The 16246-nt window shown below is 60.8% G+C and carries 13 protein-coding genes; 3 read left to right on the top strand and 10 right to left on the bottom strand.

Annotated features, from left to right (window positions below; genetic code table 11):
* Positions 1 to 7: 7 nt before the first annotated feature.
* The 3 genes from ACR0DO_RS01360 to metG all read right to left on the bottom strand — a co-directional run bounded on the left by ACR0DO_RS01360 (position 8) and on the right by metG (position 6297).
* A complete protein-coding gene (locus ACR0DO_RS01360) occupies positions 8 to 3145 on the bottom strand; it encodes an efflux RND transporter permease subunit (RefSeq protein WP_170442100.1) in 3138 nt (1045 codons plus the stop codon).
* Between the two features lie 3 nt (positions 3146 to 3148).
* Entirely contained in the window at positions 3149 to 4309 is a 1161-nt protein-coding gene (locus tag ACR0DO_RS01355; RefSeq protein WP_170442103.1) for an efflux RND transporter periplasmic adaptor subunit, read from the bottom strand.
* 269 nt (positions 4310 to 4578) lie between these two features.
* Positions 4579 to 6297 carry a methionine--tRNA ligase gene (metG, locus tag ACR0DO_RS01350; RefSeq protein WP_480556266.1) on the bottom strand — a complete coding sequence of 573 codons (1719 nt, stop codon included), beginning with the start codon at positions 6295 to 6297 and terminating at the stop codon, positions 4579 to 4581.
* A 177-nt stretch (positions 6298 to 6474) separates the two neighbouring features.
* Here metG and ACR0DO_RS01345 point away from each other — a divergent pair, with 177 nt between their 5' ends.
* Positions 6475 to 7410, top strand: coding sequence for a hypothetical protein (locus ACR0DO_RS01345; RefSeq protein WP_480556265.1), 936 nt, complete (start codon positions 6475 to 6477; stop codon positions 7408 to 7410).
* Positions 7411 to 7421: 11 nt separating this feature from the next.
* Here the strand turns inward: ACR0DO_RS01345 and ACR0DO_RS01340 are convergent, their stop codons facing one another.
* The 7 genes from ACR0DO_RS01340 to ACR0DO_RS01310 form a co-directional block, all read right to left on the bottom strand.
* On the bottom strand, positions 7422 to 8642 hold the full coding sequence (locus tag ACR0DO_RS01340) for an MFS transporter (RefSeq protein ID WP_170442112.1): 1221 nt from the start codon (positions 8640 to 8642) through the stop codon (positions 7422 to 7424).
* A 70-nt stretch (positions 8643 to 8712) separates the two neighbouring features.
* Positions 8713 to 9309: a YceI family protein gene (locus ACR0DO_RS01335; protein ID WP_480556264.1), complete on the bottom strand. Its 597-nt coding sequence runs from the start codon at positions 9307 to 9309 to the stop codon at positions 8713 to 8715.
* Entirely contained in the window at positions 9306 to 10520 is a 1215-nt protein-coding gene (locus ACR0DO_RS01330; RefSeq protein WP_170442117.1) for an MFS transporter, read from the bottom strand. Before ACR0DO_RS01330 ends, ACR0DO_RS01335 begins: the two co-directional genes overlap by 4 nt.
* 64 nt (positions 10521 to 10584) lie before the next feature.
* A complete protein-coding gene (locus ACR0DO_RS01325) occupies positions 10585 to 11205 on the bottom strand; it encodes an ImuA family protein (protein ID WP_480556263.1) in 621 nt (206 codons plus the stop codon).
* Between the two features lie 59 nt (positions 11206 to 11264).
* Positions 11265 to 11846 (bottom strand): retropepsin-like aspartic protease family protein, encoded by a 582-nt coding sequence (locus tag ACR0DO_RS01320; protein ID WP_480556262.1) that lies wholly within the window; start codon positions 11844 to 11846, stop codon positions 11265 to 11267.
* 41 nt (positions 11847 to 11887) lie between these two features.
* Entirely contained in the window at positions 11888 to 12511 is a 624-nt protein-coding gene (locus ACR0DO_RS01315; protein ID WP_480556261.1) for a MarC family protein, read from the bottom strand.
* On the bottom strand, positions 12508 to 14361 hold the full coding sequence (locus ACR0DO_RS01310; RefSeq protein ID WP_480556260.1) for an ABC-F family ATP-binding cassette domain-containing protein: 1854 nt from the start codon (positions 14359 to 14361) through the stop codon (positions 12508 to 12510). The genes ACR0DO_RS01315 and ACR0DO_RS01310 overlap by 4 nt, the downstream gene beginning before the upstream one ends.
* A 105-nt stretch (positions 14362 to 14466) precedes the next feature.
* Between ACR0DO_RS01310 and ACR0DO_RS01305 the strand changes: the two genes are divergently transcribed.
* Complete coding sequence (locus tag ACR0DO_RS01305; protein WP_480556259.1) at positions 14467 to 15669, top strand: multidrug effflux MFS transporter; 1203 nt, start codon at positions 14467 to 14469, stop codon at positions 15667 to 15669.
* Between the two features lie 102 nt (positions 15670 to 15771).
* Entirely contained in the window at positions 15772 to 16194 is a 423-nt protein-coding gene (gene ndk / locus ACR0DO_RS01300) for a nucleoside-diphosphate kinase (RefSeq protein WP_170442135.1), read from the top strand.
* The last annotated feature ends 52 nt before the right edge of the window (positions 16195 to 16246 follow it).

The raw sequence follows: 16246 nt of genomic DNA, 5'->3' as shown, positions 1-16246 counted from the left end.
CTTTGATTTATGCCGCTTCCTCGGAAGGGCCGGGATCGTTTTTGGTACCCTTGATCCACTCCCTGAGGCTTTGCATCAGAGCATAGAGAACCGGTACCAGAATGACGCCGACCAGCGTGGCCGCCAGCATGCCTCCGAACACGGCGACGCCGATGGCTTTCTGGCTGGCCGCACCCGCACCGCTGGCCGCCAGCAGCGGCACAACACCAAGCAGGAAGGACAGCGCGGTCATCATCACCGCGCGGAAACGCTGGTAAGCAGCCTCTGCTGCGGCGTCCTTGATCGACAGGCCATTGGCCCGCTGCTCCATCGCAAACTCAACGATCAGAATGCCGTTTTTCGAAGCCAGCCCCACAAGCATGATCATCCCAATCTGCGTATAGAGGTTGATGTCGCTGCCCACGATGGCTACGGCGGCCACCGCCCCGAACAGGGCGACGATCACCGATAGCAGGATCGAAACCGGCATCGTCCAGCTTTCATATTGACCGACAAGGAACAGATAACCGAACAGGATCGCCAGCCCCAGAATGACGATCACGAGGCTGCCAGAGGCCAGCTGCTGCTGCGCCGTCCCGGTCCATTCGAACGCATAGCCCGGGGGCAGGGCGGTGGCCGATTCCTCGGTCATGACGTTGATCGCATCGCCGGTGGACAGCCCCGGTGCAGGAACCGCCGTGACGGTTGCCGAGCGGAACAGGTTGTGGCGTTTCAGCAGGACCGGACCCAGCACGTTTTCAACATCGACCAGCGTGCCCAGTGGAACCATTTCCCCCTTTGTCGAACGCACGTATAGGTTCGAGATATCTTCGACGTTATCGCGATAGCTGCCGTCCGCCTGGATCATCACGCGATAGACCCGGCCGAACAGGTTGAAGTCATTCACGTAGTACGATCCCAACTGCGCCTGCATGGTCTGGAACACCTCGGCCACGGACACTTGCAGCGTCTTGGCTTTTTCGCGGTCCAGATCGACGAACAGTTGCGGCACGTTTGCGCGGAAGGTGGTATAGGCCTGCCCGATCTCGGGCCGCTGGTTCGCCGCATAGACGAACGATCCGACGGCCGACGCCAGATCCTGAGGTGATCCGCCCCCGGTCTGCTGGACCTCCATCTCGACACCGGCAGACATGCCCAAGCCCTGAATGGGCGGCGGGTTGAAGGCCACGATCGAGGCTGCGGACTCGCCATAAGCGATGGCCAGGACCTTTTGCAGGATCGCGTCGGCGCTCAGGTCGTCTTCCTGACGCTCATCCCAGTTGTCGAGGTTCACAAAGATCGCAGCGCCGTTGGTCGTGGTGCCGTTCAGGATCGAGAAGCCATTGACCAGAACGGTACTGGCCACGCCGGGAATTTGCTGAATCTGCTCGTCGACCCGGGCCGAGACGACCTCGGTACGTTCGAGTGTCGCCGCGTCGGGCAGCTGAATATCGACAAACAGATAGCCGTTATCCTCCAGTGGCAGGAACCCGCTGGAGGTGTTGGACATGATGGTCCCGGTGCCCATCGCCAGCGCGGCGATGACCCCAAGGCCAATGACCGGCAGGATCAGCAGTTTGCGTACGATGGCCACATACCCGCCGCGGATGGTGCCGATGAAATTCTCAAACACCGCCAACAATCCCTTTGGCGGACCCGAGCGGGCGCGCAGAACCAGCCCGCACAAGGCCGGTGACAGGGTCAGAGCGTTGATCGACGAGATCACAACAGCGGTCGAGATTGTCACCGCGAATTGCGAATACAGACGCCCCGAGATGCCCGGCATGAAGGTAACCGGCACGAACACGGCCAGCAGAACCAGCGTGGTCGCAATGACGGGGCCGGTGATCTGACCCATGGCCTTGCGGGTGGCCTCGGCAGGGGGCAGCCCCTCGTCGGCAATGATCCGTTCGACGTTTTCAACCACGACAATGGCGTCATCCACCACGATCCCGATGGCCAGAACCAGCGCAAACAATGAGATCGTGTTCAGCGACATACCGAAGAGAAGCAGGAATGCGAACGTCCCGATCAGAGAAACCGGGATTGCAACTGCCGGAATGATCGTTGCACGCCAACTGCCAAGGAAGATGAATACAACCGTTATCACCAGGGTGAAGGTCATGATCAGGGTCGTGACCACGTCATTCAGGGATTGTTCCACAAAGTCGGTGGTGTTGAAGGGGACGGCAAATTCCACATCCGTGGGGAAGCTGCGCGACAGGCGGTCAAGTTCGGCCTGGACCCGTTCGGACACCGCCAGCGCGTTGGCGCCGGGGGCCTGATAGATGCCGATGACAGTAGCCGGAACACTGTCAAAGAAACCGGAGGCCGCATAATACTCCGCACCCAGTTCCACCCGAGCGATATCCTTGACCCGTACAATTGAACCGGCCTCACCGGTCCGAATGACGATCTCGCCGAATTCATCGGCCGAGGTCAGGCGACCCTTGGTTTTGATAGTGTACTGAAACGTCTGCCCCTCGGGTACCGGGGGCGCACCGATCGAGCCGGCTGATACTTCGACGTTCTGCTCGCGAATGGCGTTGATCACGTCGCCGGGGGTGATGGACAGGGCAGCCATCTGATCCGGGTCCATCCAGATCCGCATGGCGTATTCCAGATTGGTCAGAACGTCCGCGCGACCGACGCCCTGAATCCGCGCCAGCGCGTCTTTCAGGTTGATCGAGGCATAGTTCGACAGAAACACACTATCATAGGTGCCGTTTGGTGAGGTCAGCGTGACCAGCAACAGCATGTTGGTCGACGCCTTCTGCGTGACCACGCCCGAGGATGTCACCTCGGTCGGCAGCGAGGACATCGCCTGCGCCACGCGGTTCTGCACGTTGACCGAGGCGATATCGGGATCGGTGCCAACCTCGAACGTGATGTTCAGCGAGTAGGAACCGTTATCCGATGAGGTGGACGTCATATAGATCATGTCGTCCACGCCGTTCACCTGCGCCTCGATCGGGGCGGCGACGGTGTTTTCCACGGTCTCGGCGTTGGCGCCGGTATAGGTGGTGGTTACACTGACCACTGGTGGCGTGATGTCCGGGAACTGGGCGACCGGCAAGACCAGATACCCGATCCCGCCCATGATTGTCAGGACAAGCGAAATAACAAGCGCCAGCTTGGGCCGGCTGATGAACAGGGCAGAGAACATCTGTTACTCTCCCGGCTGCTCAGAGGCCACGACCGCATCCACGGCCACGCCCGGACGAACCCTTTGCAGGCCTTCTACGATGACGCTTTCGCCCTCGCGCAATCCTTCCTTGACGATGATCGCCGAGTCGACTGTGTCACCGGTGGTGATATAGCGCTGTTCGACCATCTGCTTGTCATTCACAACCAGCACGAATTCGCCTCTCTGGTCACGTTGCAAAGCTGCCTGAGGGATCAGGACCTCCAGCGTGGGTTCCAGCGCTTCGATACGCACGTTCAGAAAGGCTCCGTCGACGATCAGCCTGTTGGCGTTGTCGAATTCGGCCCGCATCGTGATGGCGCCGGTCAGAGGGTCGATCCGGTTGTCGACAAAGACGATCTTGCCCGTCTCACCCAGTTCCGTTCCGTTCGGCAGGGTCACGCGGACATTCGGGCTTTTTTCGCTTTCAGCCAGGGATGAGGCGTTTTCTCCAACAGTTTGAAGAACCGTCGTAAACTGCTTTTCGTTCAGGGAAAAGTTGACATAGATCGGGGCCTCGCTGACGATATTGACCAGCGGAGGATTGGTTGGCCCGACCACGTCGCCGACACTGATTGCAACCCGGCCGATGCGGCCCGAAAAAGGCGCGTGGATCTTGGTGTAGCTCAGGTCCAGCTGTGCCTGCTGGATGGCAGCCTTTGCGGCTTTGACCTCGGCCTCGGCAACCAGTTCGTTGGCGCGGGCGATGTCGCGTTCGGACTCCGGCGTGGCGTCGCGTTGGTATAGCTCTTCCTTTCGGGCCAGTTCGACCTTGGCGAGTTCCAGACTGGCTTCGGCCCGGTCCAGATCGGCATTGCGGGCTTCCAGCGTTGCCTCATAAAGGTCCGGCTCAATGGTGAACAGGATGTCGCCTTGCTGGACCAGCGCACCGTCTTCAACGTCCTGGCTTTCCAGAAAGCCGCTGACGCGCGCCACGATGTCGGCTTTGTCCAGCGCTTCTGCCCGCCCGATGAACACGGCCTCATCGGTGATTTCCTGCGTATAGGCCGCAGCGATCGACACTTTGGGTGGTGGCGCGTCGCCTTGATCCTGTGCGAGGGCCGCATGTGCCATGCCCATATAGACCAAGGCCGCAACGGCTGGCCCGAAGAGGCGGGATGTAGAATTCTTCAATGCAAGGGACATGGCAGGCGCCTCGTTAAAATTGCGGATTTTGCGCCAAGGCAGACTGACCGCCCCGACGAGTCGACTGAATTCTTGGTCAGGATGGCGGTTTTGCGCGTATATCTCAAGCTTCTTGAATGCGAATTAACAGTTCTGCTCTGGAGAATTTTTCGCGCCATAAGGCGAACTTAGGCCGATTTTCTTAAGTTCGCTTCACCAGGTTTTGGCCGCGGCAACGAAAACGGGGGCCATGCTGGCCCCCGTTTCCTTGTTCCATTTTCAGCGTTCGATCAGTCGCGTGTTCCGGCAAATCGGGTCTGCCAGTCTTCGCGCTGCTCGTCAGTGATTTTCGCGAACAGGACATCCGGCACCGAGAATTCATGACCGGCGGGCAGGGCATTGAGTGCGGCCGCAACATCCTCGGGCCAGCTTGTATCCATCGTGTTCATCGCGCTCAGCATTTTGGCCGAGGTTTCGGGGATGAACGGGGCGCTGAGAACGGCATAGAGACGGATCAGGTTCAGGCCCAGACGCACCTGTGCCGCAGCTTGTTCCGGGTCGGTCTTGAAGGTCGACCACGGGGCCGCGGCCTGCAGGTATTCGTTGCCAGCCACCCAGATCGCCCGCAATTCCTGCGCGGATTTGCGGACCTCCATCGCCTCCATATGTCCTTCATAGGCGCGGACGCGTTTGGTGAGTTCTTCGATCAGCGCCTGTTCTCGCTCGCCATAGCTACCGCCTTCGGGCACGGTTTCACCGAATTTCGAGCGGCAGAATTTGGTGATCCGGCTGACAAAGTTGCCCAGCACGTCGGCGAGGTCCTTGTTCACCGATTGTTGGAAGTTCTCCCAAGTGAACTCGCTGTCGCTGCTTTCGGGCGCATGGCTCAGCAGCCACCAGCGCCAGAAGTCGGCGGGCAGGATGTCCAGCGCCTGATCCATGAACACGCCACGGCCCTGAGAGGTCGAAAACTGACCGCCGTCATAGTTCAGGTAGTTGAACGATTTCAGGTGATCGACCATCTTCCACGGCTCGCCCGAGCCCAGAATGGTGGCCGGGAAGGACAGGGTGTGGAACGGCACGTTATCCTTGCCCATGAACTGGACATAGCGCACATCGTCGGCGCCCTTGTCGGTGCGCCACCAGCGTTCCCAATCTGCGTCGGTCTTGCCGTTTGCGTCGGCCCACTCCTTGGCGCAGGCAATGTATTCGATGGGCGCGTCAAACCAGACGTAGAAGACCTTGCCTTCCATGCCGGGCCAGTCCTTATCGCCTTTCTTGACCGGCACACCCCAATCCAGATCGCGGGTAATGCCACGGTCCTGCAAGCCGTCGCCGTCATGCAGCCATTTCTTGGCAATCGATGTGGTCAGGATCGGCCAGTCGGTCTTGCTGTCGATCCACGCGTCCAGCTGATCCTTCATTGCGGATTGGCGCAGATACAGGTGCTTGGTCTCGCGCACCTCAAGATCCGTCGATCCGCTGATCGCGCTGCGGGGTTCGATCAGATCGGTCGGGTCCAACTGCTTGGTGCAATTCTCGCACTGGTCGCCACGCGCACGTTCGTAACCGCAGTTGGGGCAGGTGCCCTCGATATAACGGTCGGGTAGAAAGCGGCCATCGGCGTTGGAATAGACCTGTTTCTCGCTGACCTCGCGGATCAATCCGGCATCGTCCAGCTTGCCCGCAAAATGCTGGGTCAGTTTCTTGTTCTGTTCGCTGGACGACCGACCAAAGTGATCAAAGCTCAGCCCGAACCGGTTGGCGATGTCGGACTGCACGCCGTGCATCTCGGCACAATACTCGGCCACCGGTTTGTCAGCCTTGGCGGCAGCCAGCTCCGCAGGGGTGCCGTGTTCGTCGGTGGCACACAGGAACATGACCTCGTTCCCCCGGCCACGCTGGTAGCGCGCATACAGGTCGGCAGGCAATTGCGAGCCGATCAGGTTGCCGAGGTGCTTGATCCCGTTGATGTAAGGGATCGCCGAGGTGATGAGAATCCGAGCCATTTTGCGTTTCCACGTATCTATCTGCGCGCCCGTCTACCTTATGTCACCGGCCAGCAAAAGCCCGCTTTCGCCGGTAAACGTCCGAAACGACGGATAAGTGTAGGGCCGACGTGATCTTCGCGTGATGGTCCCTGACCGTGTATGATGGGAGTGCATATTTTTCAGGGGGGGGGTAAAATGAAGCTATTCTTGGTTCATCGCCTGATGCAGGTGTCCGCAATTTTCTGTCTGACCATGGTCCTGACGCCGCGCCTTCAGGCAGATCAGGGCGACGCCATGGATGCGATTGGCAGCTTTGACAAAGCGATGCTTTCGATTTTTCACCGGGGGCAGGACGCACTGACGTTGCAAACACGCCCGGTCATGGTGATCGCTCGGGATGTGACGGTCCTGTCCGAGGATGGTCAGGTGTCGTTTCCAAGGGACGCGCCGAATTATCTGATTTTCAAATCCACATCCCATGTTCTTCTGGGGATCATTGGCGCCGTTACACCGTGGCCTCAAGAAGATGCTGATGGTGCAAGATGGAAAAAGGATTTTGCGTCCATCGCACAGGAAATCGATACGCTTTTGCCGTGGTTAGAGCAGCTTGACCTGCCTAAAGAGCAGATTGCCCGGCAACGACAGATGCTTGAGGCCGCGCGAAGCTTTACCAGTACGGCGGTGCAGCGCGGGACCCTTACGCGGCAGGATGTCTCAAACGCGATCAATGACATGCGCCCGGTCTGGGCGGCCAACATGCGCCACGCGGCGCGGGCCGAGCTTGCCGCGTTACACAAGGCCGTATCTGGCGCGCGTGCAGCAGTCAGCGAAGAGGTGTGGGACGAAATGTATGTCGTTCACCACGGCGGGTCCAATGTGACCGGGGTCAATGTCGTCGAACTGTATCTGGAGCGCGTGATGCCGCAGAAAGTCGCGGCAGGTCAGGTTATGTTTGCAGAAAATGCGCATGGCAACAAGGCGATGGCCGATTTCGTCGGTTATGAGAGGATGCAACGTCTTGTTGGCGCTTGGGCGTTCGGGGATGCGGGGCGCATGGAAGTTGACCTTCTGGGTTATGAAGCGGGCGCACTCCTTGATGAAATGATCCCGTCCTCTCCGCCGCCAGAATAGTCTTTGGGGCTCTATTCCTCGCGCGATCGTTTCAGTAGTCGCCCAATGGTGAACGAGGTGCGCGGCGCATAGACGTAATTGGTCCGCTCGTCCGGCGTTGGGCGCGAGCGCATTCGGGCCACACCGAATACGATCAGCCCCAGATGCCCGACGGCCACAAAGGCAAACAGGGCGCCCGGACCAAATTGCTGGATCAACGTAGAGGACACATAGGGCGAGGCGATTGCCCCCAGCGCGTACCAGAACATCAGTGCTGCCGACAGTTCGACGCGCTGTTCGGTGGTGGCAAAGTCATTTGCGTGCGCCGACGACAGGGAAAAGATCGGAAAGGTCGTCAGTCCAAAGAGCCCGGCAGCCAGCATCACGCCCAACGTACCCGCACCGCTGGCGGCCATGGTCACACCACAGCTCAGCACTGCGGCTGCAGAAAGCCAGATCAGCACCCAGCGCCGGTCATATTTGTCGGCCAGCCATCCCAGCGGGTATTGCGCCAAGGCACCACCCAGAACAAATGATGCCAGGAAGAACGCGATCTGATCCACGCCCAGACCGACCTCTTGCCCGTAGACCGGACCGACCATTCGGAAAGACGCGGAACTGAGCGCCGCGACGATCACCCCGGCCACGGCCAGGGGTGAACACTGCCATGCCAGCCGGGGGCGCAGCCTCGGCGCGTTTGGGGTTTTGGGTTGGCTGGCACGGGTCAGTGTCAGCGGCAATAACGAAGCGCAACACAGGATTGCCAACAGGTTGTAGGACACGTACGAGGCGGGCGGCAGCACGGCGATGATCAACTGCGCCCCCAGCGATGCCCCCATATCGACGAACCGATATGTCCCCATGGCGCGCCCGCGGTTTTCGTTGGTGACTTTGGCGTTCAGCCAGGCCTCGATCACGGTATAGCTGCCGGCGACGCAAGTGCCCGAGGCGATCCGCAACAGGGCCCACAAATAGGGGTTGTCGGTCAGCGTGTGTCCGATCAGCCCCATCGCCCCCAGGGCTGTACAGACGGCAAAGGCCCGCGAGTGGCCAACATTCCCCATCAACCGCGGGGCCCACCAGCAGCCAATGAAAAAGCCAAGGAAGTGCGATGATCCCAACAGACCGATCTGCTCGGTCGTGAATTCCAGTGTAAAGCCTGAAATGGCATCCAGCGGTCCAACGCCGCCGGTGGAAAGCTGCAGTAGAATGACGGAAAGAAAAAGGGCGGCAAAGGAAATGATCGTGCGCATGATGGGCTTAGCTTTACCCAATATGCCGGCAATGCGCGCGCCTTATCGACGCTGAGGCGTCGTTTTTTGGCTATCCGGCCCGTTTGATTTCCGCTCGGATGTCCAGCCCGACGGTATCCTGCACCAGATCGGCATATCCCGAGGCGCCGAAATCGTGACGGTTCAGCGCGCCGGTCAGGCGGATGGACAGCATGTCCAAATTGTCCGAGGCGCTGCCGGAGGGGCGGAAGAGGTCGGCTTGCAGAGCAATCGGTTTCGTGACGTCGCGCAGGGTCAGATCGCCGGTGATTTTCGCCCCGCGTGAGATCCGCCCGCCTTCACCCAGCTGCACCCCGGTTGATACGAAATGAATGGTTGGAAATCGCGCGACATCCAGAACACCAGCGCTCAGCATCGCGTTTCGGGCAAACGGTAATCCGGTGCGGGCTTCGGCGGCATTCAGGGTGACGCTGACGCGGCTGTTGGTCAGATTGCTCAGATCGATCCGGATTTCCGCTGACTGGATCGGCATGGCGCCGGATTGGGCAAGGCCAGAAAGGTCGAAGGTAAAGTCAACGGATGTGCCCTTGGGAACCAGAACATAGGGGCTGAGGTCCGCATGGGCCGGGTGGGTCAGGGGCAGGGCGGTCAACCCGGCCAGAAGCGTGCGCCGGGTCAGGTGTGTCATGCTGCGGCCTCCTGCCTACGGGGGCGCGAACGGTTCAGCAGCACCAGCAGGATGGCAATGTTCAGGCCGTTCCAGAGGATGCCGTTGATGAAGGCCAGTTGGTAATTGCCGGTCACGTCGTAAATCCAGCCGGACATCCAACCGCCCAAAGCCATACCCATGATGGTCATCATCATGACAAAGCCCACGCGGGCGCCGGCCTCTTGCGGGGGCATGTATTCGCGGACCACCAGCGCATAGCTGGGCACGATCCCACCCTGTGCCAGTCCGAACAGCAGGCTGATGACATAAAGCGAGACCATCCCGTCATAGGGGAGGAACAGGAACAGGGCGATACATTGCAGGACCGAACCGATCAGCAGGGTCATCACCCCGCCCAGCTTGTCGGCCACAAGGCCCGAAATCACCCGGCTGACCACCCCGCCCAGCAGCATCAGCGACAACATCTCGGCGCCGACCGCCGGGCCGTATCCCAGACCAACGCAATAAGACACGATATGAACCTGCGGCATCGACATGGCCACGCAGCAGCCGATCCCGGCCAGGCCTAGAATGTATTGCAGGGCGCGCGGTGATATGCCGACGCTGCGGGCGTTGATCTGAGCACTGGCGGCGGCGGTGCTGTGCGCCTCGACCGGGACCTGACGGCGCAGAAGAAGGGACAGGGGAATGACGACCACCAAGGTTATAACGGCCAGCGTCAGATAGACCTGCTGCCAGCCGTCGCGGGCCAGGATGCCGGACAGTAGTGTGGGCCAGATCGCGCCGGACAGGTAATTCCCGCTGGCCACAAGTGCGACGGCAATCCCGCGCCGCCGCATGAACCAATGCGAGATATCAGCGATCAGCGGCCCGAACCCGATGGACGTTCCCAGCCCCAGCAACAGATGCGCCACCGACAGCAGCAGAATGTTCGGCGCCCATGTTGCCAGCAGGTAGCTGACCGCACTCAGCATGGCGGCGCCGATCAGCGCTTTGGTTACGCCCAGCCGGTCGACCATCTGCCCTAGCCACATGTTCCCCAGCGCAAAGCCGATCATCGCCAGCACATAGGGCAGAGAAGCCTCGGCCCGTCCGGCCCCGAACTGAGCCTCGACGGCGGGCATTACTACGATCACCGCCCACATGCCCACATTCGCCACCGTTGCGATGGCGAGCGTGATCAGAAGGCGAAGCCAGGAATAGCGGCTGTCATGGATCGGGTGACTCATTCGGAAACGCTAGGGCCGGGGCCGGGCTTTGGCCAGTCACATGTTTTGTGATCGGCGTGAGGTGTCACACCAAAACATCTTCCACCTCGGTCCGTTGCAGGTTCAGCCCGGCGCGCGGTTTGGTCTGGGTTGCCTGCCAACTGATCGGGGGCAGGGCGCGGGCGCGGCGGCGGGTCAGGGTCCAGCGGCGGACCTCTGCCTGATGGGTCGCGGCCATGTGCCAGCGGGTCTCAACCCCTTGCGCGCCGCCATCGTCGGGCGTCAGCAACAATCCCAGCGGAGCCCGCCCCAGCGCTCCGCCGTGTTCTGCGGCCAAATGCATCCGCCGCACCGGTGTCAGGCCGGGCGCGCCGGGCAGGTCGCCGATGATCAGTGGAATCGCGCCGCTGCGCAGCGCCTCTTCCATGCACCACAGCAGATCCTCGGCGCGGGTGGGGCGGACGAACAGGAAGCGGGCCGGATCGGCAAAGGGCATCATCCCGTCGGGGTTCAACTGGCCAGGCTCCCACGCGGGCGAAATCCACAGCACCGGCCCTTGTGCCTGACCCGCCAGCCACATGGCAAAGCTGCGCCGGGCAGGGCCGCAGGCCTCGTGCAAGCGGCCTAGTTGCAGGGTGATCTGCGGATGCAGGGCCAGCCCCGGCACCTCACGTGCGGGTTTGCGGCCAAGAAGGGTTTTAGACATGCGGCCAGCCTAACATGTTCTCACTTTGTTCTCAATGCGGGAATGCCGTTGCGAACCCTTTATCGAGACAGGATCAGGCGGCCGTCTGTGAACTGGATACTCGAGAACCGGTGCAGGTAGTCCATGCCCAGCAGAGACTGACGCAAATCGCCTTCATTGACCCAGGCTGCAACGCTGCGGTCGGTGATCGGACCCAGCTCAAGAGTGTCCAGCCGGATAGGTGCGGTGCGGACCTCTCCGTTCGCTGTCGACGCGCGACCGAGGTAATTCAGCTGGTCGGGGTCGACCCCAATACGCCGGGCATCCTGTTCGCTGAACACAATCTGGCTGGCACCGGTATCGACGAGGAAGGTGATCGGCTCTCCGTTCACCAGAACGGACAAGTAGTAGTGGCCGTCATAGGCGCGGGGAACTTCGATGGTCTCGCCGGTGACGGTCATCTGCGGGACGGGACCCATGGTCGAGCGGATGTCTCCCCACAGGCCGACAGCCGCGATGGCACCAATGAAGATGAACACCCAGGCCATGGCCTGTTGCAGAGTTTTGTTCAGGGATTGGCGGTTTTGCGAGATAAACCATGCAACAACAGCCGTGCCAAGCACGACCAGATAAACCACCCGTCCAATGTTGTCGCCGTCCATACCATTACCCTTACCAAATTCACTTTAAGGTATATGGGGATTTACGAAGCAAAGCCAAAGGCTTTGAGGCCATCCAAAATGAACTGAACGGAAAGTGCGGCCAGAAGCATCCCCAATAGCCGCGTCAGCACGTTCAAGCCGGTCTTGCCCAGAATGCGCGCAATCAGGCCACCGGACAGGAAGAAGATCAGAACCACAGCCATCACCGCCAACATCACAAAAATGGCCTCGGCAATGCCAAGAAGGCCAGGATGTTGACCGGCCAGCAGGATGATCGTCGCAATCGAACCCGGCCCGGCCACCAGCGGAATAGCCAGAGGGAACACAGACGGGTCCGGGTGTTCTTCTTCCTCTTCGACCCGGTCTTCGCGGCGTTTGGTGCGGCGTTCGAACAGCATGTCGAGCGCGGTCAGAAACAGCAGCGCCCCGCCGGCGACTTTGAATGCCTCCATCGAGATACCGACAAAGCCCAGCACGGCCTCGCCAAAGGCCGCAAAGGCGATCAGGATTCCCGAAGCCACGGCGCAGGTGCGCAATGCCACCTTGCGGCGCGCGCGGGAATCCATGTCCTGCGTCAGCGCCACGAAGATCGGGGCGGTGCCGAACGGATCGATCACCACGAACAAGGTGGTGAAGGCGGTAATGAAAAAGGCTAGATCCATCATGCTGCGTTCTCTGCGTTTTCAAGACGTTCGGCGGCGGCGACCCACAGGGCCTCGGCCTTTTGCATGGCCTCGACGACCTCGGTGAATTTGCGGTTCCAGGTTTCCAGATCGCTGATCTTGTCGTCCTCGTAAAGCGCCGGGTCCGCCAGTTTGGCCGAGAGCTTGTCGTGCATGTCCGTCAGCTTTTCGATCCGGTCTTCGCATTTGCGCAGGTCGGCGCGCAGGGCCAGCATCGCCTCGCGCGAGGGGCGTTTTGGTTTGGACGCCTGCGGTTTCTCTTTGACCGGTTTTTCACGGGCCAGCAGCATGGCTCGATAGGCCTCGAGATCGCCGTCAAACGGTTTGACCGTGCCGTCCGAGACCAGCCACAGCCGGTCCGCGACCAATGACAGCAGGTGCATGTCGTGGCTGACCAGAACCACCGCGCCGGAATAGGCGGTCAGTGCCTCGACCAGTGCCTCGCGGCTTTCGATATCCAGATGGTTGGTCGGTTCATCAAGGATCAGCATATGCGGTGCATCGATGGTGGCGATCAGCAGCGACAGGCGTGCTTTCTGGCCACCGGACAGGCGCCCGACCAGCGTTTCCGCCTGATCCGCGTTCAGCCCGAACCCGGCCAGACGCGAGCGCCACTTGCCCGGCGCCTCATCCGGGCGCAGGCGGCGCAGGTGGTCCAGGGGCGTCTCGTCCACATGCAGTTCATCCACCTGATGCTGCGCGAAATAGCCGATACGCAGCTTGTTGCTGCGGGTCATCTTGCCAGCCATCAGGGGTAGGCGGTCGGACAGCAGCTTTGACAGGGTCGATTTGCCCTGACCGTTCTTGCCCAGCAAAGCGATACGGTCGTCCTGATCAATGCGCAGGTTCAGGCGGCGCAGCACTTCGGTGTCGCCATAACCCGTCACGCCTCCTTCGATCTGGATGATCGGAGGGGGCAGTTCTTCGGGTTCGGGGAAAGAGAAGGCGCGGAGCGCGGCCTCTTGCGGGGTCGAAACCAACTGGATGCGTTCGATCATCTTCAGGCGTGATTGGGCCTGCACCGCCTTGGAGGCCTTGTAGCGGAACCGATCCACAAAGCTCTGCAGGTGGGCAATGCGGGCCTTGGCCTTGGCATTTTCCGATTCCGCCTGTGCCAGTCGTTCCGCGCGGCGTTCGGCAAACTTGTCGTAGGGGACCGCGTAATAGGTCAGCTTGCGGTCTTCCAGATGCAGGATCGACCCTACCGCACGGTTCAGCAACCCGCGGTCGTGGCTGATGATGATGACTGTATGCGGGTACTTGGCCAGATAGCTTTCCAGCCACAGCGCGCCTTCGAGGTCCAGGTAGTTGGTCGGTTCGTCCAGCAGCAACAGGTCGGGCTGGGAAAACAGCACCGCCGCCAGCGCCACGCGCATCCGCCAACCGCCGGAGAAATCGGAACAGGGGCGCAGCTGGTCCTCGTCATCAAACCCAAGCCCCTTGAGGATCGAGGCTGCCCGCGCCTCAGCTGACCATGCGTCGATATCGGCAAGACGGGTCTGGATCTCGGCAATTCGGGTAGGGTCCTGGGTGCTGTCGGCCTCGGCCATCAGGGCGCTGCGCTCGGTGTCGGCGGCCAGAACGGTGTTGATCAGTGAGACATCAGAGGAGGGCACCTCTTGCGCCACGCCCCCGATGCGCGCGCGTTTCGGCAATACGATATTGCCCGATTCCAGTGCCAGTTCACCCCGGATCAAACGGAACAGAGTGGTCTTGCCGGTGCCGTTGCGCCCCACAAGACCAACCTTGTGGCCATCGGGAACGGTGGCGCTGGCGCCGTCAAACAGGGGGCGGCCCTCGACCGCATAGGTGATGTCTTCGATCCGTAGCATGGGCCGCTCATAACAGAGCATCCCAGACGCCGCCAGCGGGTTGGCATGTTCAATTTGCGGCCGGTGTGTTAGCGCTGGTTCGATTGGTTTTCGACGGCTTTCATCATGCGCGCGGCTTCTTCGCCCCCATCTCTGGTCACACTTGTGTTCGCCACGGCTTTGTCCGTGCTGACGCTGAACATGTTCCTGCCTTCGCTTGCCCGGATGGCGGACGATTTTCAGGTCGACTACGCGTTGGCGAACCTGTCTGTGGCGGGATACCTTGCAGTGTCTGCCGTACTGCAACTGATCATGGGGCCGCTGTCCGACCGGTTTGGCCGTAGACCTGTTCTGCTGATCTGTATGGCGGTGTTCGTCGCCGCGTCGGTCGGCTGCGTACTGGCCGAGTCGATCTGGGTTTTTCTGGGCTTTCGCCTGCTGCAGGCCGCTGTGGTGGCCGGACCGGTTCTGTCCAGCGCCGCCATCCGAGACATGTATTCATCAAACGAGGCCGCGAGCAAGCTGGGTTACGTGGCGATGGCGATGGCGCTTGCCCCGATGTTGGGACCGATGCTGGGCGGTGCGCTCGACAGCCTGTTCGGCTGGCGCGCCGGGTTTGTTCTGTACTCCGTATTGGGGGCAGGGCTGTTGTTGTTGCTCTGGGCCGATATGGGGGAAACAAACACCAACCGGTCTTCGACCTTCGCCGCACAGTTGAGGGAGTACCCACACCTGTTCCGCGCACGGCGGTTTTGGGGTTATGCCCTGTGCGCGGCCTTTTCGATCGGAGGGTTCTTCAGCTTTATCACCGGCGCCCCGTTGGTGGCGGCCGCGTGGTTCGACCTGAGTCCCGCGATGTTGGGGCTTGGGATCGGCATCATCACGGGCGGCTTTATGGTCGGCAACTTCATCACCGGGCGGATCGCGGCGCGCACGCGGCTGACCACCATGATTCTGATCGGGCGCATCATTGCATCGACGGGGCCGCTGGGCGGTTTGCTTTTGTTTCTTGGTGATCTGGGGTCGGTCTGGGTGTTTTTCGGGTCGGCCATCTTTGTCGGCTTTGGCAACGGCTTGACCAATGCCAATGCTACCGCGGGGTTGATGTCCGTCCGCCCCAAACTGGCGGGCAGTGCCGCCGGACTGTCCGGCGCGATGATCGTGGCCTTGGGCGCGGTTCTGACCTCGCTGACCGGGCTTTGGGTCAGCCCCGAAAATGGCCCGTATTTGGTATTGGGAATGATGTGGGCATGCAGCTTCGCCGGGCTGCTGGCGGTGCTGTATGTGCGCTGGGTTGACCAGCAAGACCCATTGCCGGAAACGATCTGAGCCCGCGCGCATCATAGTGCTTTTCATATGAGACAGACCGTGCTACGCGGCGCGCGATAGATTTCGGCGCGACACCGCGCCTTATGTTAAGGAGAGGCCGACATGGCACTGGAACGCACATTCTCGATCATCAAACCCGATGCAACCCGCCGCAACCTGACTGGCAAGATCAACGCCAAGTTCGAAGAAGCCGGCCTGCGCATCGTCGCGCAAAAGCGCATCCACATGACCAAAGCGCAGGCAGGCAAGTTCTACGAAGTGCACGCCGAGCGTCCGTTCTATGACGAACTGTGCGAATTCATGTCGTCGGCTCCGGTCGTTGTTCAGGTTCTGGAAGGCGAAGGCGCCATTGCAAAGAACCGCGAAGTGATGGGCGCAACCAACCCCGCAGACGCAGCCCCCGGCACCATCCGCGCCGAGTTCGCTGAATCGGTTGGTGAAAACTCGGTCCACGGTTCGGACGCTCCGGAAACCGCAGCTGTTGAGATCGCCTACTTCTTCTCGGGCATCGAACTGGTCGGCTAATCCGCCACCAGATCGGATTTCAGGGCCGCTCCCGGAAACGGGTGCGGCCTTT

It is taken from the genome of Ruegeria sp. AM9 (genome assembly GCF_056540565.1).
This window is presented reverse-complemented; position numbering and strand designations above follow the sequence as displayed.